Raw genomic sequence first — 19505 nt, 5'->3', positions numbered from 1 at the left:
TAGAGGACCACCAGACTCGAACTGTTGAAAAATTCACAACAGAATATATAATATCATAGACAGGAAAGAAATTCAATAGAGAAGTTTTTGGGGGGCTTACTCCTCTTGCTTCCGCCCTTTCCATTCAACAACCCAAGCTTTTTCTTCTTTGGATAGTTCTCTTCCTTCAAGCAAATCAGGACGGCGCTCTAACGTTCGGAACAGAGACTCCTTGCGGCGCCAACGTTTCACATTCTCATGATGCCCTGATAACAACATCTCAGGTACTTCCCAATCCCTAAACTTAGCAGGCCTTGTATAGTGGGGATACTCCAGCAAGCCTGTTGAGAACGAATCTGTCACGGCTGACATCTCATTGCCGAGCACACCAGGAAGCAGCCTTACTACGCTGTCAATAACGACCATAGCGGGTAGCTCACCGCCTGTTAACACGTAATCACCGATAGACAGCTCATCCGTCACTAAATACTGCCGAATGCGCTCATCATATCCTTCATAATGGCCACAAATAAACACGAGATGCTGCTCGTTAGACAGCTCCTCCGCTTTCTTCTGTGTGAACGTCTCCCCTTGCGGGCACATAAGAATGACTCGTGGTTTAACAGGATCTTGTCCTTCTTCTTGATGTAAGGGCAAACTCTCAACAGCAGCAAAGATCGGCTCTGGCTTTAAAACCATCCCTCCACCGCCGCCATAAGGATAATCATCTACTGTATTATGCTTATTATTGGAATAATCTCGAAAATTAACCGTGTTAAGAGCAACAATCCCTTTATCACGCGCTTTCCCTAAAATGCTGGACGAAAACACGCCCTCGAACATTTCCGGAAATAGGGTCAATACATCGATTCTCATTCCATTAATCCTTCCATCAGATGAATACGAATCGTTTTGTTGGCAATGTCTACTTCGAGTATCACATCATCAATAACTGGAAGCAGCAACTGTTTGCCTTTCGGCAAAGCAACGACCCATACATCATTTGCCCCTGGTGTCAAAACCTCAGAAACAAGTCCTAACTCCTGGCCTTCTTCCGTAACGACCTTACAACCAATGATCTCGTGATAATAGTATTCTCCCTCTTCAAGAGGCTGTTGATCCTTAGCTTCAATTTTAAGAAGTGAGCCTTTGAATTTCTCAACCTCATTAATGTTAGAGAACTCTTCAAGCTGCAAGATAAACATATTTTTATGTAAGCGGGAGGTTTTCACCGTCACCGGCGTTTGCTTATTTTGAGAATCTACAATAATTAATGCATTTCCTTTATCAAATCGCTCAGGAAAATCAGTTTCCGGAACCACTTTTAGTTCTCCACGAATACCATGGCTATTCACAATTCGACCAACTGTCACTAGTTTTTCGCTCATATACGCTTGCCCAACCTCCACATTAATTTACCTTCAAAACCATACAAGAAAAAGGCTAGGAACTAAATCCTAACCTAGTTTCTTATGAAACGATTTCAACGGCTACCCGTTTCGTCTCTTTCACTGCTGCCGACGTGACAACTGTGCGGAGCGACTTCGCAATCTTGCCTTGCTTGCCAATCACTTTCCCGACATCGTCGGGGTGGACAGAAAGCCTGTACTCGATCTTGTCTTCTTTCTCCACCACAGTGACACGCACTTCTTCCGGATGATCGACAAGAGCCTTAGCAATAACGGTGATAAGATCCTTCATGAACCCGCCCTCCGAAAGATAACAGATTACTTCTGTAATTTCAGCTCGTGAAACTTAGTCATCAGACCTGCTTTTGAGAACAGGCTGCGAACTGTATCGGACGGTTGAGCGCCAGTTTGAAGCCATTTCAGCGCTTTTTCCTCATCAAGAGTTACAGCTGCTGGTTCAGCAATTGGGTTATAAGTACCGATTTCTTCGATAAAACGACCATCACGCGGGGAACGGGAATCCGAAACCACCACACGGTAAAAAGGAGCTTTATGAGCGCCTACACGTTTAAGACGAATACGTACTGCCATGAAAATCACCTCCTACTTAGAATAAAACACTTATTTAAAAGGGGAATTTAAATCCCTTGCCCTTGCCTAGCTTCTTCATTCCTTTGGCACCTTTAGGCCCCATCATGCCGGAGAACTGCTTCATCATTTTGCGCATATCGTCAAACTGCTTGATGAAACGGTTAACCTCTTGCACCGAGTTGCCGCTGCCTAAAGCAATCCGTTTGCGGCGATTCGCATTAAGAAGTTCAGGCTTGCGCTTCTCTTCAGTTGTCATCGACTTCACAATAGCTTCAACACGTGCCATTTGTTTGTCGTCAACCTTCATATCTTTCATGCCCTTGATCTTATTAGCTCCTGGCAGCATTTCAAGAATTTGATCCAGAGGTCCCATCTTCTTCACTTGTTCCATTTGATCAAGGAAATCCTCGAAGGTGAATTCGGCGTTGCGCATTTTGCGCTCCATCTCTTTCGCCTTGTCCATGTCGATACCAGCTTGCGCCTTCTCAATCAAGGTAAGCATATCGCCCATACCAAGAATTCTTGAAGCCATACGATCAGGGAAGAATGGTTCTAGAGCATCCATTTTCTCACCGCTAGCCACGAACTTAATTGGGCATCCTGTAACAGCTTTAACTGATAACGCCGCGCCACCGCGAGTATCGCCATCCAGCTTAGTCAGTACAACACCCGTAAGCTCAAGCTGCTGATGAAAGCTTTCTGCAACATTGACTGCGTCCTGCCCAGTCATCGCATCGACAACGAGCAAGATTTCATCCGGTTCTACAGCCGTTCGAACATTCTTCAGCTCGTCCATCAGATTTTCATCAATGTGCAAACGACCTGCGGTATCGATAATGACATAATCATTACCGTTATCTTTGGCATGTTGAAGTCCTGCTTTAGCAATATCGACAGGATTTACTTGATCCCCAAGGAAAAAAACCGGAACACTGAGCTGTTCTCCAAGAACCTGCAGTTGTTTGATGGCAGCCGGACGATAAATGTCACAGGCTACAAGTAGCGGCCTATGGTTTTGTTTTAGGAGCATCTTCGCTAACTTACCAGAGGTTGTTGTCTTACCTGCCCCTTGCAAACCTGCCATCATGATGACAGTTGGCGGTCGATTCGATCGAGCTAACTTACTTTGTGTACCGCCCATAAGTGCGGTTAGCTCTTTGTTAACGATATCGATAACGACCATGCCTGGTGTGAAGGATTTCAATACTTCTTGTCCGATGGACTGTTCCTTCACCTTAGCAATAAAGTCTTTGACTACTTTAAAGTTAACGTCCGCTTCAAGCAGCGCCAATCGTACTTCGCGAAGCGCTTCGCCTACATCTTCTTCCGTCAGCTTACCTTTGCTTCTCAGCTTACCGAAAACGTTCTGCAACCGGCTTGCCAATCCTTCGAATGCCATGCGCTTCACCTCCTGCTTCTGGACTTTCTATATTTTAATCGATCCCTACTATTGTATCAAAAAGCTCCGTCGTTTTCCTCTTTAGCTCCGGTTCGCAAGCTTCAAGCACTTGAACCAGTTCCGCACGCAGCTTCATGCGTTGTTCGTGCTTATGTACCAGATGCAATTTACTCTCATAATCCTGAAGAGTTGACTCTGCTCGTTTAATATGTTCATAAACCGCTTGGCGGCTAATTTCAAAATTCTCAGCGATTTCTCCTAGTGAGTAATCATCATGAAAATACAATTGGAGGAACGTTCTTTGTTTATCGGTCAACAGCGGTCCATAGAAATCAAATAGCAAGTTAACGCGATTCGTTTTCTCAAGCATTTGATCGATAGACATGTTCCACCTCCGTAAAGGTTGCACGCTTGACAGCAGCACAACAGAACCTATCATACTGAATTCCAAGATTAATGTCAAGCATTTGACCTTGTCAGTAATGAACAAAAAAATTCCCCTCTAACCAACAAACGGCTGAGGAGAATTTTTCACGTATCAGAGAAAAATAAGATTAAGCATTCTCTTCTTTATGCTCACCGATCCATTTCCCAAAGAGAGCGTGAACGAATTGCTCGGAATCAAAAGGTTGAAGATCATCCATTTTCTCCCCGAGTCCAACGAATTTCACAGGAAGTGACAATTCCTGCCGGATCGCAACAACGATACCGCCTTTAGCCGTTCCATCGAGCTTGGACAGTACCAATCCCGTCAGACCAGTTTTGTCACCGAAAAGCTTGGCTTGGCTAAGTGCATTTTGTCCTGTCGTAGCATCTAACACGAGAATTACCTCATGGGGAGCATCTGGAACCTCACGCTGGATAACGCGATAGATCTTATTCAGTTCCTCCATCAAATTCACTTTGTTTTGCAAACGGCCCGCCGTATCGCATAACAAAATATCTACGCCACGCGTTTTCGCCGCCTGCACGGCATCAAACATGACAGCGGCAGGATCAGAGCCTGAGTGCTGTTTAATTACATCCACGCCAACACGCTGGCCCCAAGTTTCCAACTGCTCAATTGCACCGGCACGAAATGTATCGCCAGCGGCCATTAAAACTTTTTTCCCTTGAGATTTAAACATGTGTGCCATTTTACCGATTGTCGTTGTTTTCCCAACACCATTCACACCAACAAACAAAATGACAGACAGTCCATTTGGATTTAACTTCAGTCCTGCGTCAGCGTCACCCTTTAACAGCTCGATCAACTTTTCGGAAAGGATCGGCTGCAGCTCCGCGGGATCTTCAATTTTGCGTTTCTTCACCTCGGCGCGAAGCTGATCGATTAGCTTAAGCACTGTATTCACACCTACATCAGCGCCAATGAGAATTTCTTCAAGTTCCTCATAAAAGTCTTCATCAATCTTCTTGCGGCGGCTAAATAAATCATCCACACGATCGACGAAGGCGTCTCTTGTTTTCGTTAGTCCTTCTTTGAACTTATTCGTGACCGCTTCGGCCTTATTGGAAATACTTTCCTTCAATCGTTTAAAAAAGCTCATGGTTCCTCCTAATAAAATAACATTCAACCTAATTATGATGCGGACATCGCGGCTTCTTCATCCTCCAAACGAACGGAAACGAGCTTGGAAACACCGCCCTCTTGCATCGTTACCCCATACAGAACATCCGCTTCTTCCATCGTTCCCTTACGGTGCGTAACCACGATAAATTGCGTCATTTCAGAGAACTCACGCAAGTATTCGGCAAAACGAGATACGTTCGCTTCATCCAAAGCAGCCTCTACCTCATCTAGTACGCAGAATGGAACGGGCTTTACACGGATAATCGAGAATAACAGCGCAATCGCTGTGAGAGCGCGTTCTCCACCAGAAAGAAGTTGAAGATTTTGCAGCTTTTTGCCAGGCGGTTGTGCAACGATCTCAATACCTGTATCCAGCATATTCTCCGGCTCCGATAGAATCAAATCCGCACGGCCACCACCGAACAATTTAGCAAATACGACGCCAAAATGCGAGCGAATCGCATCAAAGGTGGTCTTAAAGCGTTTGGACATTTCTTGATCCATTTCTCGGATGACCTGATAAAGCGTCGTTTTGGCTTCGATCAAATCGTTTTTCTGAGAATCCAGGAATTCATAGCGCTCATAAACCCTCGCATATTCTTCGATAGCACCGAGGTTCACATCACCAAGCGAAGCAATCTCGCGTTTAAGTTCACGCACTCTGCTCTGGGTACCTTGGATATCATCAGGAACTGGATAGCGCTCTTTGGCTAACTCATAACTAAGCTCATATTCTTCCGCCAGCTTCTTCAGCAAGTTTTCTAGCTCAACATCCAATCGAGTAACGCGCACTTCAGTTTGATGCAAATTCTCTTCAACCTGCTTCAGCTGAGTACGTTGCGTCCGGGTTTCATTCTCTTCTTGCTCGAGCTTATGTAACCAATCCGTTCGCTCAGCACGCTTAAAATCAATGTTTTCTGAGCATTGCTGCTTCTTGAGCTTGAGATCGTTAAGTAATTCAACTTGTAGCACAGTCTCCTGCTCAAGTGCTGCCATATCTTGATCCAGCTGCTGGAGCAGTCCGCGGTTCATTTCCTTCTCACGGTCAGCTTCACCAAGATCCTGCTGCAATCGACGCTGCTGATCTTGGAGTGACTGTTTCTCTTGCGAAATTGAAGCTACCTTGACCTTCAAATCCGTCAACTGGCTTTGCAGCTCTTCCTTTTCCGACTCACTTGCTTTGCGGGAGTGCTCGGCATCCCGAATCGCTTGCTGCAAAGAAGCTTCTTCTTGCTGCAGCTCAGCTAGCGCTGCTTCGGACTCCACTTTTTTCCGTCCAAGATCTGCCTGCTCTTCAAGCAGCGAGCCTCGATCTTGACTATCCAGCGTTAGCTGCTCCTCAACCGTGCGGCTTTCTGACTCAAGCGGATTCAATTCTGCCCGAATTTGCTGCTCAGTGATTCGTTTTTGCTCACCCTGTTGACGCAGCTGTTCGATCGTCATCATATCTTCTGTAATCTCGCGCTTCATCACGCTGGATTGGCTGCGCAAGCCGCTGAGCTGCTGCTCAGAAGTCTTTATCTCCTGATCCAGCTCCTCAATTTGACGTTGACGCCCAAGCAGATTCGTTGATTTCTTCTGCAAGCTTCCGCCTGTCATCGAACCGCCTGGGTTCACGACGTCACCTTCCAGCGTCACAACCCGATAGCGATACTGTGCTTTAGCAGCAATATGATTCGCATCTTCTAAGCTCTGCGCCACAACAACATTCCCAAGCAAGCTTGAGAAGATGTTCTGGTAGGTAGAGTCAAATGAAACGAGGTCAACTGCAAGGCCGACAAAACCTTTGGAAGATTTCAAAGAAGTAAGCTCATTGTCGGAAATCGAGCGTCCGCGAATAACATTCATAGGCAGGAACGTAGCTCGTCCCATTTGACGGCGCTTCAAGAAGGCAATAGCTTCACGGCCATCCGCTTCGGTCTCAACTACGATATTTTGCAAGGCACCGCCGAGCGCCGTCTCAATGGCAATCTCAACGTCTGCCGGCACCTTTACAAGCTCGGCTATGGCTCCGCGAATACCGCGCAAATCCTTACGACTCTTCGCCTTAAGTACTTCTTTAACACCCTGCATGAAGCCATCGTAATCGTTGGCCATCTCTTTCATCGTGTCGCGGCGTGATGTCAGTGCATCGAGCTTCTGCTCCCATTTGCGGACCATGCCTTGTGCTTCATCAAGCAGTCCTTGCTTGCTTTTCAAGCTTTGGGTTAGCTGCACATACCTTTGTCGTTCATTCTCAATTTCACTAACCGTTAGTTCCAATTTAGCCGTCAACTCTTGCTTACGGATCGAAATCTTCTCGCGCTGCTCTGCCCATTTCTGACGTTCTTCATCGAGCCTTTCCAATCTACGAACAATGCTTTCCGTTTGCTGCTCAGCATAACGAATCTCGTTCCTCGCTTGAGCCATTCGGTTTAGCGTTTCCAACAATTCGCCCTTCAACTGATCTTCAGGTGAGGAACTGATACCGCCATTAACCCCAAGCAACCGTTGTTCTTCCGCGGTCAGCTTCGCTTGAAACTCAAAGAGCTGGGCGCCAATTTGGATGATTTTCTCCCGCTGTTGACTTAGCTCATCTTCTTTATCTATTTTGCGCTGCTCTTGCATAGCGATTGTAGTGCTAAGCTGCTGGTGATTAGCCACATAATTCTTTTTACGTTCTTTAAGCACTTCACCATGCCCTTCGCACTTCTCGAAATCTTCGCTCAGCTGCAATAAACTCTCTTGAAGCTTTTCCAGCTCCTCCTCTAACCTGCGAGTTTCCCATCGATGCTTCTCCAAGTGCGCATCATGTTGATTCACAATCGTTGAAAGCTCCGTTTGTTCCTTCACTAGCTTCTCTAGCAGCTGTTTCGAATCATTCCATGAAATGTAAATTTGATCAATTTGATGTACATACATAGCAATCTCACTGCTTTTGAGCGTCTCCCGAAGCTCTTTATAACGAATCGCCTTCTCAGACTGCTCGCGAAGCGGTTCGATTTGATCCTCAAGCTCAGAAACAAGATCGTGAATCCGCAGCAAATTTTGCTCAGTGTCACTTAATTTCTTCTCCGCTTCACGTTTACGCGATTTATATTTAACAATCCCCGAAGCCTCTTCAAAGATTCCTCGACGATCTTCGGATTTGGTACTTAAAATTTCTTCGATCCGACCTTGTCCAATAATAGAATAAGCTTCTTTCCCTATCCCCGTGTCCATGAACAATTCCGTTATATCTTTCAGACGGCAGGGCTGCTTATTGATTAAATACTCACTATCCCCATTGCGATGCACTCTGCGAGTAACTGTCACTTCATTGAAGTCAAGTGGAAGCGATTGTGACGTATTATCAAGCGTCAGCGAGACTTCCCCATAATTGACAGCTCGGCGCGCATCACTGCCCGCAAAAATAACATCTTCCATTTTACCGCCACGTAAGGACTTCGCACTTTGCTCACCTAACACCCAGCGGATTCCGTCCGAAATATTGCTTTTTCCACTGCCGTTAGGACCTACAACCGCGGTAATACCGCGTACAAATTCCAATTCCGTACGGTCTGCGAAAGACTTAAACCCGGATAATTCAATCCGTCTCAAAAACATGGTCTCACCTCAGAAATTATTGTAACATATCCCTTTAAAAAATAAGAGAAAAAAACAAAAAAGGCGGCCTCAGCCGCCCCTTAAAGCCATATGCATTACCGCTGAACAGTCACATTTAATTTCGACAAAGCCCCAGCAGCAGCCTGCTGCTCAGCTTCTTTCTTGGAACGTCCTGCTCCGGTTCCCAGAAGGTCGGCATCCATATGCACTTCAGCGACAAACTCACGTTCATGAGCGGGCCCTCGTTCATTCACAATGCGGTATTCCAACGAACCCATGTTGTGATGTTGGGTATGCTCCTGCAATAGAGTCTTGTAATCAATAATTAGCAGTTTACCTTCGCTGGAGATTTTGGCGAATATGTGCTTTTTGAGAAAACCTTTTACGATATCCAAGCCTTGATCAAGATATAAAGCTCCAACAAAGGACTCGAAAACGTCGGCGAGAAGCGCCGGGCGTGACCGCCCTCCAGTAAGCTCTTCCCCTTTACCGAGTAATACAAAAGCACCGAAATCCAAATCTTCAGCGAAAGTAACGAGTGACGGCTCACAAACGATAGACGCCCTGAGCTTCGTCAATTCACCTTCTGAACGCCCTGGATAAGTATCATATAAAAATTCCGAAACCGTTAGTTCAAGGACAGCATCCCCTAGAAACTCCAGACGCTCGTTATCTTTATGCCCAGCAATACGGTGTTCATTGACATATGAAGAATGGGTAAAAGCTTGCTGAAGCAGCTCTTTTTTCCGAAATGTAATCCCAATCCGCTGCTGCAGCTCTTTAATATCACGATTCATTGCCTTAATTCACCACCCAGAGAGAATGATATTCCGTTATCTTTCTTCGTAGGAAGGCAAATTATGCTTCAAACCTTTTCAAGATAATCGTTGCATTATGTCCACCAAAGCCAAATGAGTTCGACATCGCAATGTCAACCTTCGCCGCGCGGGCTGTGTTTGGCACATAATCCAAATCACACTCTGAGTCTTGGTTGACCAAATTGATGGTCGGTGCAATCAAGCTCTTAGAAATGGTTAAACCACAGATAACAGCCTCTACACCGCCGGCAGCGCCAAGTAAATGGCCAGTCATTGATTTTGTAGAGCTAACAGCTACATTGTAGGCATGTTCGCCTAATGCTTTCTTAATCGCCGTTGTCTCCGATCTATCTCCCACTGGCGTAGACGTTCCATGAGCATTGATGTAAGAAATCGACTCTGGGCTAATGCCCGCGTCTTTAATCGCTTTGACCATACAACGTGCTGCCCCATCCGGATCTGGATCTGTCATGTGATAAGCATCACCGCTCATCCCATAACCGATCACTTCCGCATAGATGCGTGCCCCACGCTTCTGCGCATGTTCGAGTGATTCCAAAATCATCACGCCTGCTCCCTCGCCCATGACAAAACCATCGCGGTCTGTATCAAACGGGCGGCTAGCCAAATGCGGCTCTTCATTGCGAGTTGACATCGCGCGCAAAGCACAGAAGCCAGCCACACCAATCGGTGTAATCGTTGCTTCAGCTCCACCGCAGATCATCACGTCAGCATCGCCGCGTTGAATCATTTTGAAGGAATCACCGATGGAGTGTGTACCTGTCGCACACGCAGTAACTGCCGTGGAGTTCGGCCCTTTTGCCCCAGTAATCATTGAAACTTGACCAGATGCCATATTCGCAATCATCATCGGAATAAAGAAGGGAGATACGCGTTTCGGGCCCTTTTCCAAAAGAATTCTATGCTGTTCTTCCCATGTATTCAATCCACCAATTCCTGATCCAACCGATACGCCCACACGTTCAGGATCCGTATCTTCCTTTACATTCAAGTTCGCGTCTTTTAGCGCGTTAACCGCACCAGCAACAGCGAATTGAACGAAACGATCCATCCGACGTGCATCCTTACGATCCACATAATCTTCAATATTAAAATCTTTAACCTCAGCTGCAATACGAGTCGGATACTCGCTGACATCAAAATTCTCAATCAAACTAACCCCGGATTTACCGGAAGTCAGATTGCCCCAAAACGTTTCTAAATCTTGACCAAGGGCAGTAACTACGCCCATACCTGTAATTACAACTCTGTTCATTTGTACCACCTTCTATGTAGTAAAGCATCATTTTTTTCCACATAAGAAAGTACAAGTTTTCGGTTCCCGAAAACAGCTTTCTTATTGGCTTAAAACTTAATATAGGGATCTTTGGTCGTAGACCAAAGTCTCTCCGCTTATAGGGATCTTTGGTCTAGACCAAATTCTCTCCTCGCTAAACGCGGTTGCTCATCCTTGAATGGCCTCGAGTGAGGTTTCTCATTGTTTGAAAATGGAGAGAAAGTCCCGTCTTGATTAGAAACGGGACTCGGTAGACTATTACGTATGAGATTTTATGTAATTCGTAACTTCTCCTACAGTCGTAATCTTCTCAGCATCTTCATCTGAAATTTCTAAATCGAACTCATCTTCTAATTCCATTACTAATTCAACTACATCGAGAGAATCAGCACCAAGATCTTCTTTGAAAGATGCTTCGAGGGTGACTTCAGCTTCATCAACCCCTAGACGATCGACAACAATTCGTTTAACACGATCCAATACGTCGGACATCCGGTTCACCTCCTCTTTGGTATTATACGAGAATCTCTGACAGATTGCCAGTAGTCAATTTTGAGATTCTCTTTCTGGTAAAACTTACATGTACATGCCGCCATCCACATGGAGTGTTTGGCCTGTCATGTAGGACGCATCGTCCGATGCTAGGAAGCGAACAACCTTGGCAATTTCCTCTGGTTGACCAAGTCGCTCCAGCGGAATTTGCTTCAACATTTGCTCTCGCATCTCGGATGACAACTTGTCCGTCATATCGGTTTCAATGAAACCTGGCGCTACAGCATTCACCGTAATGCCTCGAGAAGATAGTTCTCTTGCAGTCGCTTTAGTTAAGCCAATAACGCCTGCTTTTGCTGCTACATAGTTGGCCTGACCCGGGTTACCGAGCACGCCTACTACAGAAGATATATTAATAATTCGACCGAAACGCTGTTTCATCATCGGGCGAGTAACGGCTTTTACACAGTTGAACACACCCTTGAGATTCGTAGCGATGACTTGATCGAACTCTTCTTCCTTCATCCGCATGATTAAATTGTCTCTTGTTATGCCAGCATTATTCACAAGAATATCAATTTTACCAAAACTTTCTAGCGTTTGCTTCACTAAATCATCAGCTTCTTGAAAACTGCTTACGTCGGCACGCAGCTTAATAGCTTTACGTCCCATCGCTTCAATCTGCGCTACAACTTCTCCAGCAGCAGCTTCACTTCCTGCATAGTTCACAACAACATCGGCCCCATGTTCAGCCAAATGCAAAGCAATCGCTCGGCCAATACCTCGTGATGCCCCTGTTACCAGTGCAACCTTACCCGTTAACATGATTGTGTACCTCCTGCATATACTTATCCAAAGCTTCCAGGCTACCAATCGACACGGTTTTCACCGTTTTGTCTACCTTTTTAATCAGACCGGCGAGAACGGTTCCCGAGCCAAGCTCAATGAACGTATCAACGCCTTGGCCGATCAGATAAACAATGGTGTCCTCCCACAGAACAGGAGAGTACACTTGCTCTACGAGCAGCCCGCGAATATCGCTGGGCTGCGTGACAGGACGAGCCGTTACGTTGGCCACAACGGGCACGGCTGCATCACTCATCTCGATCGACGCAAGCACCTCTGCGAGGCGCTGCGAGGCTGGCTTCATGAGTGAAGAGTGAAAAGGCCCGCTCACCTCGAGCGGTATGGCACGCTTCGCTCCAGCTTCTTTGCAGCGTTCAACAACCGCTGCAACGCCCTCTTTACTGCCCGAGACGACGATCTGTCCCGGGCAGTTCACATTGGCGAGCTCCACGACGGAGCCGCCGCTTGTGATAGCTGCGCACAGCTCCGCAAGCGCTTCGCGCTCGGCTCCCAGCACAGCTGCCATTGCCCCCAGGCCGCCAGGGACGGCCTGTTCCATGAACTCGCCGCGGGCCCGCACGGTGCGTACCGCGTCTTCGAACGCAAGCACGCCCGCTGCAACCAGCGCGCTGTATTCACCGAGACTATGTCCGGCGACATAGTCAGGCATAATGCCAGCAGCCTTGAACGCTTCCAGACAAGCGATGCTTGTTGTCAGCAGCGCAGGCTGCGTGTGATACGTGATCTTCAATTGGTCCTCTGGACCTTGGAAGATCAGATCAGATAACGAAAAGCCTAGCGCTTCGTTAGCACGCTCAAAATATGCTTTAGCAGCAGGATGATTCGTGTATAAATCATGCCCCATACCCACGGATTGCGAGCCTTGACCAGGAAATACAAATGCTATTTTACCCATACGAGAAAAGGATCCCCTTCCGCGATAATTTTCAGTAATTAATTATATTTTTTGCTTAAAATTCCATTTTTTTCACGAGTCATTATTTTTCTATAACCCTTATTGACACTATCCCCTTGGCTCATTCCTTAGTTCTTCAGTTCTTAAGTTCTTAAGTTCTTCAGTTCTTCAGTTCTTCAGTTTTTCAATTCTTGTGTTCTTCTGCGCCTACTTAATTTGTCTTCTGAGTCTCGGGGATAGTGCCGCTAGCTCACCCTGAAAACATTTTATCAGCTGAAACATTTTTCAATCAATTGTGCATTCATCCCGCGTAACCCTCGGGTTCAGTAAATAGAATAAAAATGGCCTATTTCTAAACACCTGAGTCTTAGGGATAGTGCCAAAAGCATCACCCGAAAAACTTTTATCAGCTGCAAGATTTGTCAATCAATCGTGCATTTATCCAACACAACCCTCTGGTTCAGCCAAATTGATGAAAAGAATTGGCTTTTTCTAAGCACCTGAGCCTTAGGGATAGTGAAGATAGTAAAACTAACTCCTACCAAACCAAAGCAGATGCGCCCCAAGTTAAGCCGCCGCCAAAGCCAACTAGCACGAGGCGGTCGCCTTCGTTCAATCTTCCCTGCTCAACCGCTTCTGCGAGAGCTACAGGGATAGAGGCCGCGGACATGTTGCCGTATTTGTCTAGGTTGATCATGCATTTCTCGTCAGTCAGTTCTAGACGATTTAGAGAAGCTTGAATGATTCTCATGTTTGCTTGGTGCGGTACGAGCAGATCGATGTCTGTTTTTTCCCAGCCTGCTTTGCGAAGCGCTTCATCAGCGGCATTGCCCATGATCCGGACGGCAAACTTGAAGACTTCGGCTCCGGCCATGTAGATGTAGTGCAAACGTTGGTCAATAGAAGCTTGGGAGGAAGGATTGCGTGACCCGCCACCTTCAATTTTTAGGAGGGGACCTCCAGTACCGTCAGCGCCTAACTCAAAAGATTTAAAACCTCTATGTTCAGGCACTTCTCCAATAACAACGGCTCCAGCACCATCGCCAAAAAGAATGCATGTGTTACGGTCTGTATAGTCAGTAATTTTGGATAAACAATCCGCGCCAATGATAAGTGCATGTTTATATGTACCAGTGGCAATGAAATTTGAAGCATTAGCTAGTCCATATACAAAACCCGAACAAGCTGCAGACAAGTCAAAAGCTGCTGCTTTTTTGGCTCCCAGCTTCTCCTGGAGAATACATGCCGTGGAAGGGAATGCCATATCAGGTGTAATTGTCGCTACTATAATTAAATCAAGTTGATCTGCCGTAATCCCTGCATTATTCAGAGCAATCAGTGCGGCTTCATAACAAAGATCAGACGTGGCTTGTCCTTCTGCGGCTATCCGTCTCTCACGTATACCCGTTCTGGTCACGATCCACTCATCATTCGTTTCTACCATGGTTTCCAATTCTTGATTTGTTAAAATTCGTTCTGGTACATATTTACCCGTTCCGAGTACCCCAACCGGTATTAAATTCATGTTGTTATATCTCTCTTCCCGTGGCTAATTTCGGCAGATATCGTGCCAACCAAATCATTTTGTAAGGCAATTCTCGCTTGACGAACTGCGTTCTTAATGGCATTCGCATCGGAGGAGCCATGGCTTTTCAGGACTAATCCATCAATACCCAAAAAAGGAGCCGCCCCATGTTCGTTATAATCCAACTTTTTGCGGAATTGTGTAAGTCCTGGTTTCAAGACTGCCGCTGCAAGTTTAGTAAAAATGGTTTTGGTGAACTCTTGTTTCAGTGCTGAAAAAATGGTAGACGCAGCGCCTTCCAATGATTTCAGCATGATATTTCCTGCGAATCCATCGCATACGATGACATCGCATTTGGCACGAAGCACTTGTGAGGATTCGACATTCCCAACAAAATGAATAGGAGCTTGTTCCATTAAAGGATATGCCGCTTTCGTTAATTCATTCCCTTTGGTCGCTTCTGTACCCACATTCAGCAGGCCTACTCGAGGCTTGGCAAGACCATGTACTTTGGAGCGGTAAATACTGCCCATAATGGCGTATTGAATCAGCTGTTCGGCTGTTGCATCCATATTAGCTCCCAGATCGAGCGCAAGAACACCATTTCCATCCATAGTTGGAATCATAGGCGCCAGTGCAGGACGTTCAATCCCTGGAATTCTTCCTACGACTAGCAGTCCAGTCGTCATCAAAGCACCTGTATTTCCTGCGGAAATCATGGCTTCTGCTTCCTTCTCACGTACCAACCTACCTGCTACCACCATAGAAGCGTCTTTTTTGCGGCGAACGGCCTTAACAGGCTCATCCTCTGCTTCAATGACTTCTTCCGTGTGACGGATCGTTAAGTTTGCTGGTCTTTCTGTGAGGTGCGCTTCAATCGCGGCGCTATTGCCGACCAGAATGATATGTACATCTTTCCATTCTCTGGCCGCTGCGAGTGCACCTTCCACTACGATTTTAGGGGCATTGTCGCCACCCATTGCATCAATCGCGATTCGCATGCAGCTTGTCCTCCCTATCTAGATGTTGCTCTTTCTTCGAATGAAAGATCACAAAGTTGCCTCGAAAAACCGTTTCATCGCCAACATATGAAAACACCTCGACTCTTGCTTTCCCTTTGGAAACGGAACGCACATAGGCTTTGGCGATACATTTCTCTCCAAGCTTTACAGAGCGAATAAAACGGATATCTGCAGAAGCTGTTAAAGCTATGGGATCGTCGATGACGGCAACCGCCAGGGAGTTCGCTTGCGAGAAAATATGATGTCCTCTTGCAATTTTGGTTCTTGAGAAAACATGTTCTTCTTTAATTTCAAAAATCGAGATACCGCTTTGATCCAGCTGTAAATCAATCACTTCACCAATAATTTCATCAATTGGCAGTGAGCGTACATGATCATACGTTTTGACGGCCATATGCTTCATTCGTTCCCGCAGCTCAGGAATGCCGAGTTCCAACCGATCCAAGCGGACGGTTTGGATACTGACCTGAAACGTTCGCATCAGTTCCTCGTCTGTCATAAAAGGATTAGCTTCAATGGCTTGAAGCAATTGCTGCTGCCTTTGTCGTTTAGGAAGGCGTTCGATGGCGAGCACCACCTTATCTCGTGAGATCTCATCTTATTACCAGATACTAAACTGTAGTATATTAAATTTATAGCCAAAAAGAAAGCAAAAAAAATAGCACCTCACACTAGGATGAAGTACTATGTCGAATCTTATGCTTTTACGATCTCTCTACCTTTGTAAGTTCCGCAAGACTTGCACACACGGTGTGCTAGCTTCAGTTCTCCACATTGTTCACATTTCACCATGCCTGGAACTTCCAATTTAAAGTGAGTACGGCGCTTGTCGCGACGAGTTTTGGACGTTCTTCTTTGAGGTACTGCCATATTCAAAACACCTCCTTATACGAATTTCGGGCAATGCCTTATTCTTTGTTAAAAAAGTCCGCGAGACCTGCAAGCCTAGGATCTATCTTCTCCTGCTTACAGCCGCAATCACGCTGATTGCGATTCTCTCCGCACACGGGACAGAGACCTTTGCACGCTTCGTCACAAAGTGGTATGTACGGTAAACCGACCACTACATTTTCTACAACGTAAGGCTCCAAATCGACTTTATCTCCAACGACCAAGTGAATATCCTCGTCTAGATCTGGATCTTCTTCTTCTGGTTTTTGCATGAAGACTTCCTCAAAAGGAAGTTCGATTGTTTGGTTAGTGTGCGATAAGCATCGAGAACAAATTAACTCCAAGTCTAGCGTTAACGTACCGTTAACTTTTGCTTCTCCATCTTCATACACGGCTTGAAGATCGACGTGTACGGGACCATGACCAATGATATCTTGACGTCCTTCAAAAGGATCAGTCAAGTTCAATTCTTCAGTCATATGAGCCTTCCCTTTAAGAGATAGCTCTCTAAAACGAATTTGCATGTTTTTCACCCCAAACAAACAAAGATTATTATATCCAGTTTGCATTCCTTTTGTCAATTTAAATTATCTTACTTTTACTAGATCTAGCTTATTTCGGAGGCAACGCTGCTAGAAATTTGAGCGCATCATCCATTGTGCCAATTTCAATTATTTTCATTTTGGTCTTAATTTGTTTGGCTCTCTCAACAGCTGCTGTGTAATTCTCGACTTTGGTACCATCTTTATAAATCATATCTTTGGGTGCAAAGAAATAATCAGCCTTTTCCTTGTCCGCGGCAATGATCTTATGCTGAATACCGCCAATTGGACCTACGGTGCCGTCGCTCTCGATCGTTCCCGTCCCTGCAATACGATAACCCTTGGTAATATCATCAGCCACGAGTTGATTGTAAATCTCTAAGGAGAACATTAATCCTGCCGAAGGACCGCCAATCTCACCAGCCTTAATGGTTACTTGTTGATCCTCCTGGTCCGCTTTAACTGCCTGCATATCCGCTGGCACAACACCAATGCCTGCCCGCGGCTCGCCCTGCTCACCATTCTGTTTAGGAAGCGCACCAAGCGTCAGCGTAGCTTGCTGTTCAATTTTTTTCCTCGAATACGTGATAGAAATTGTATCCCCTGCTTTTTTACCTTTAAGTGAGTCCAGTAAATCTTGAGCGACTTTCACTTCTTTATCTCCAGCTTTTAAAAGCACATCTCCCGGTTTGAGTACCTTTTCTCCTGATAGACCAGGCAGCGTCTGGAGTACCATAACTCCTTCATGATTGATATGAAAAGGAATTTTGGCGTGCTTATAGGCCGCTTGAATTGCACTCGCTTGTGATGTTAACATCACGTACTCTTGGCGCTGTGAATACTCCTGCTCCGACTCACCTTTGCGCAAAACACTCGTTTTGGGCTGAATTTCTTCATAAGGATGTACGAGACCGATCAAATAATTGACCATATTGGCATCAGCAACTCGTACAGTTGTTAGCATCAGCGTCCCCTTTTCGTCAGCTGAGCCTTTGGGGATTGTCACCATTGGTTTAATTTCTTCTGCTGTCCCTGGCATGAATATAAAAAATGGAAGTCTTACAAAAAACAACAAATAAACAATGACAACTCCAACAATCGCGGATATTAAATAGCGCCTAGTCGCCGATCTTTTCGGATATCGATACGAATCATTCGACCATGGACGAATCGTACTCTCTTCTTCGTTCTCCATACAGGTTCCCCTTCCTGATGCCTTATACAAATGGTGTCTCTTCCTATACCTGCCAAGCGAAAGCTTGGTCTAAACCCTCATCCTCCAGCGTACAATTGAAGCATGTTTAAAGGACGAGGTGATCATTATGCAGCCTAAGAAAGTAAGATCCAACTCCAAACTAACAACGCTTGTACTGGGGTCTTTGGCTGCCCTTGTAGTCGTGTCTATCATTTTATTCCCGGACAAAGCATTTCAGTCTTCGCTCGAGGGACTTACAATTTGGTGGAAGCTTGTATTTCCGGCACTAATGCCTTTTCTCATTATGACCGAGCTGTTGATCGGTTTTGGTGTTCTTCAAGGGCTAGGCATCCTGTTAGAACCGCTGATGAGAATTGTTTTCCGTCTTCCCGGTATAAGTGGGTGGGCGCTCGCATCAGGTCTTATAGTAGGATTTCCTACCGGGGCCAAAATTACAGCTAGCTTGAGGGAAAAAAACCTCATCTCCCAAGCAGAAACAGAACGATTAACCGCACTATCCCATTTGTGCAGCCCCTTATTCCTGATTATGGTCGTAGGTGTTGGCTTTCTGCACAGCGCTAAGCTAGGCTTCATACTTGCAGTAATACATTATGCCTCGGCTATTATAACAGGATTTTTGATGAGAAATCCAAAAAAAGCACTGCAACCTTTAACTAATTCCCATGAACTTCAAATAGGCGCTTTGAAGCGTACTAATCATTCATCCACTTCCGTTTGGAAACTTTCCTTATCCACGATGCGCCAAGCTTATTTACAAGATGGACGTCCTTTTGGCAAGCTGCTCGGGGATTCCGTAACCTCTTCCGTGCAAACTTTAATGCTAATCGGCGGATATATGATGATCTTTTCCGTTTTGATTAATGTAGTGAACATTACTCATCTTACAGATGTATTTCGGCCCGTCACACATTATTTACTTGGCTTTATGAATGTCCACACCGATATCACACCTTTGTGGCTCAAGGGGTTTTTGGAAATTCATCTGGGCGCCTATGCTTTTAGCCAGGCACAGGGCCTCTCCTTACTCCCGCAAATGGCGCTTCTAAGCGCTTTTCTAGGCTGGGGAGGCTTGTCTGCCCACGCGCAAGTAGCTGGCTTTCATCAAAAAACAGATGCTCGCTATCTGTTCTTCTTCCAGTCCCGTACTCTGCATGCAGTCATTGCATTGGTATTAACCGTTCTGCTTTGGAAGCCGCTGCAGCTGCTTACGCTGGATTCTGAGCCTAGTTTTCTTTGGTTAGACAAAGTCAAAAACGAATATTCCACGGTTGCCTTTCCACTGAACGGCGAATCGGCATGGGGCCTGTGGGGACCTATGCTGACGCAGTTCCTTCTATTATTCACTTTGATGCTGATTATTTCAACGTTTCTGAGAACTTTCAATAAGAAAGCGATTGATTCGTAATT

General features: G+C 45.8%; 20 protein-coding genes. 1 reads left to right on the top strand and 19 read right to left on the bottom strand.

Annotation, left to right across the window (positions count from 1 at the left end):
* Nucleotides 1–96 precede the first annotated feature (96 nt).
* From trmD to G519_RS0114485, 19 genes are all read right to left on the bottom strand, one after another.
* Nucleotides 97–855 (bottom strand): tRNA (guanosine(37)-N1)-methyltransferase TrmD, encoded by a 759-nt coding sequence (trmD, locus tag G519_RS0114575; RefSeq protein WP_029195336.1) that lies wholly within the window; start codon nt 853–855, stop codon nt 97–99.
* Nucleotides 852–1367: a ribosome maturation factor RimM gene (gene rimM / locus G519_RS0114570; protein ID WP_029195335.1), complete on the bottom strand. Its 516-nt coding sequence runs from the start codon at nt 1365–1367 to the stop codon at nt 852–854. The genes trmD and rimM overlap by 4 nt, the downstream gene beginning before the upstream one ends.
* Nucleotides 1368–1449: 82 nt before the next feature.
* Nucleotides 1450–1680 (bottom strand): KH domain-containing protein, encoded by a 231-nt coding sequence (locus G519_RS0114565; protein ID WP_029195334.1) that lies wholly within the window; start codon nt 1678–1680, stop codon nt 1450–1452.
* A gap of 26 nt (nt 1681–1706) precedes the next feature.
* A complete protein-coding gene (rpsP, locus tag G519_RS0114560; protein ID WP_029195333.1) occupies nt 1707–1979 on the bottom strand; it encodes a 30S ribosomal protein S16 in 273 nt (90 codons plus the stop codon).
* Between the two features lie 34 nt (nt 1980–2013).
* Nucleotides 2014–3378, bottom strand: coding sequence for a signal recognition particle protein (gene ffh, locus G519_RS0114555; RefSeq protein ID WP_029195332.1), 1365 nt, complete (start codon nt 3376–3378; stop codon nt 2014–2016).
* A gap of 34 nt (nt 3379–3412) precedes the next feature.
* Entirely contained in the window at nt 3413–3763 is a 351-nt protein-coding gene (locus G519_RS0114550; RefSeq protein WP_029195331.1) for a putative DNA-binding protein, read from the bottom strand.
* Between the two features lie 169 nt (nt 3764–3932).
* Nucleotides 3933–4925 carry a signal recognition particle-docking protein FtsY gene (gene ftsY / locus G519_RS0114545; RefSeq protein ID WP_029195330.1) on the bottom strand — a complete coding sequence of 331 codons (993 nt, stop codon included), beginning with the start codon at nt 4923–4925 and terminating at the stop codon, nt 3933–3935.
* A gap of 32 nt (nt 4926–4957) precedes the next feature.
* Nucleotides 4958–8533 carry a chromosome segregation protein SMC gene (gene smc / locus G519_RS0114540; protein WP_029195329.1) on the bottom strand — a complete coding sequence of 1192 codons (3576 nt, stop codon included), beginning with the start codon at nt 8531–8533 and terminating at the stop codon, nt 4958–4960.
* A 95-nt stretch (nt 8534–8628) separates the two neighbouring features.
* On the bottom strand, nt 8629–9330 hold the full coding sequence (gene rnc, locus G519_RS0114535; RefSeq protein ID WP_029195328.1) for a ribonuclease III: 702 nt from the start codon (nt 9328–9330) through the stop codon (nt 8629–8631).
* Between the two features lie 61 nt (nt 9331–9391).
* Nucleotides 9392–10627, bottom strand: coding sequence for a beta-ketoacyl-ACP synthase II (gene fabF / locus G519_RS0114530; protein WP_029195327.1), 1236 nt, complete (start codon nt 10625–10627; stop codon nt 9392–9394).
* A 279-nt stretch (nt 10628–10906) separates the two neighbouring features.
* Complete coding sequence (gene acpP / locus G519_RS0114525; RefSeq protein ID WP_028558238.1) at nt 10907–11140, bottom strand: acyl carrier protein; 234 nt, start codon at nt 11138–11140, stop codon at nt 10907–10909.
* 84 nt (nt 11141–11224) lie between these two features.
* The gene (gene fabG, locus G519_RS0114520) at nt 11225–11965 is read right to left on the bottom strand and encodes a 3-oxoacyl-[acyl-carrier-protein] reductase (RefSeq protein WP_029195326.1); all 741 of its coding nucleotides are present in this window, start codon (nt 11963–11965) and stop codon (nt 11225–11227) included.
* A complete protein-coding gene (fabD, locus tag G519_RS0114515; protein ID WP_029195325.1) occupies nt 11952–12902 on the bottom strand; it encodes an ACP S-malonyltransferase in 951 nt (316 codons plus the stop codon). Before fabD ends, fabG begins: the two co-directional genes overlap by 14 nt.
* A 538-nt stretch (nt 12903–13440) precedes the next feature.
* Nucleotides 13441–14427, bottom strand: coding sequence for a beta-ketoacyl-ACP synthase III (locus G519_RS0114510; RefSeq protein ID WP_029195324.1), 987 nt, complete (start codon nt 14425–14427; stop codon nt 13441–13443).
* Entirely contained in the window at nt 14424–15428 is a 1005-nt protein-coding gene (plsX, locus tag G519_RS0114505; protein ID WP_029195323.1) for a phosphate acyltransferase PlsX, read from the bottom strand. Before plsX ends, G519_RS0114510 begins: the two co-directional genes overlap by 4 nt.
* Nucleotides 15412–16026: a transcription factor FapR gene (gene fapR, locus G519_RS0114500; protein ID WP_029195322.1), complete on the bottom strand. Its 615-nt coding sequence runs from the start codon at nt 16024–16026 to the stop codon at nt 15412–15414. Before fapR ends, plsX begins: the two co-directional genes overlap by 17 nt.
* Before the next feature lie 119 nt (nt 16027–16145).
* The gene (gene rpmF, locus G519_RS0114495; RefSeq protein WP_029195321.1) at nt 16146–16319 is read right to left on the bottom strand and encodes a 50S ribosomal protein L32; all 174 of its coding nucleotides are present in this window, start codon (nt 16317–16319) and stop codon (nt 16146–16148) included.
* A 38-nt stretch (nt 16320–16357) separates the two neighbouring features.
* Nucleotides 16358–16864, bottom strand: coding sequence for a YceD family protein (locus G519_RS0114490; RefSeq protein ID WP_029195320.1), 507 nt, complete (start codon nt 16862–16864; stop codon nt 16358–16360).
* Between the two features lie 88 nt (nt 16865–16952).
* Entirely contained in the window at nt 16953–18077 is a 1125-nt protein-coding gene (locus tag G519_RS0114485; RefSeq protein WP_051253399.1) for a SepM family pheromone-processing serine protease, read from the bottom strand.
* A gap of 127 nt (nt 18078–18204) precedes the next feature.
* On the opposite strand from G519_RS0114485, the gene G519_RS0114480 reads away from it, so the two are divergent.
* Nucleotides 18205–19503 carry a nucleoside recognition domain-containing protein gene (locus G519_RS0114480; protein WP_029195318.1) on the top strand — a complete coding sequence of 433 codons (1299 nt, stop codon included), beginning with the start codon at nt 18205–18207 and terminating at the stop codon, nt 19501–19503.
* Nucleotides 19504–19505: the final 2 nt, after the last annotated feature.

Origin of the sequence: Paenibacillus alginolyticus DSM 5050 = NBRC 15375 (assembly GCF_000422905.1) — a bacterium.
In the GTDB taxonomy this organism is placed as follows: Bacteria; Bacillota; Bacilli; order Paenibacillales; family NBRC-103111; genus Paenibacillus_E; species Paenibacillus_E alginolyticus.
This window is presented reverse-complemented; position numbering and strand designations above follow the sequence as displayed.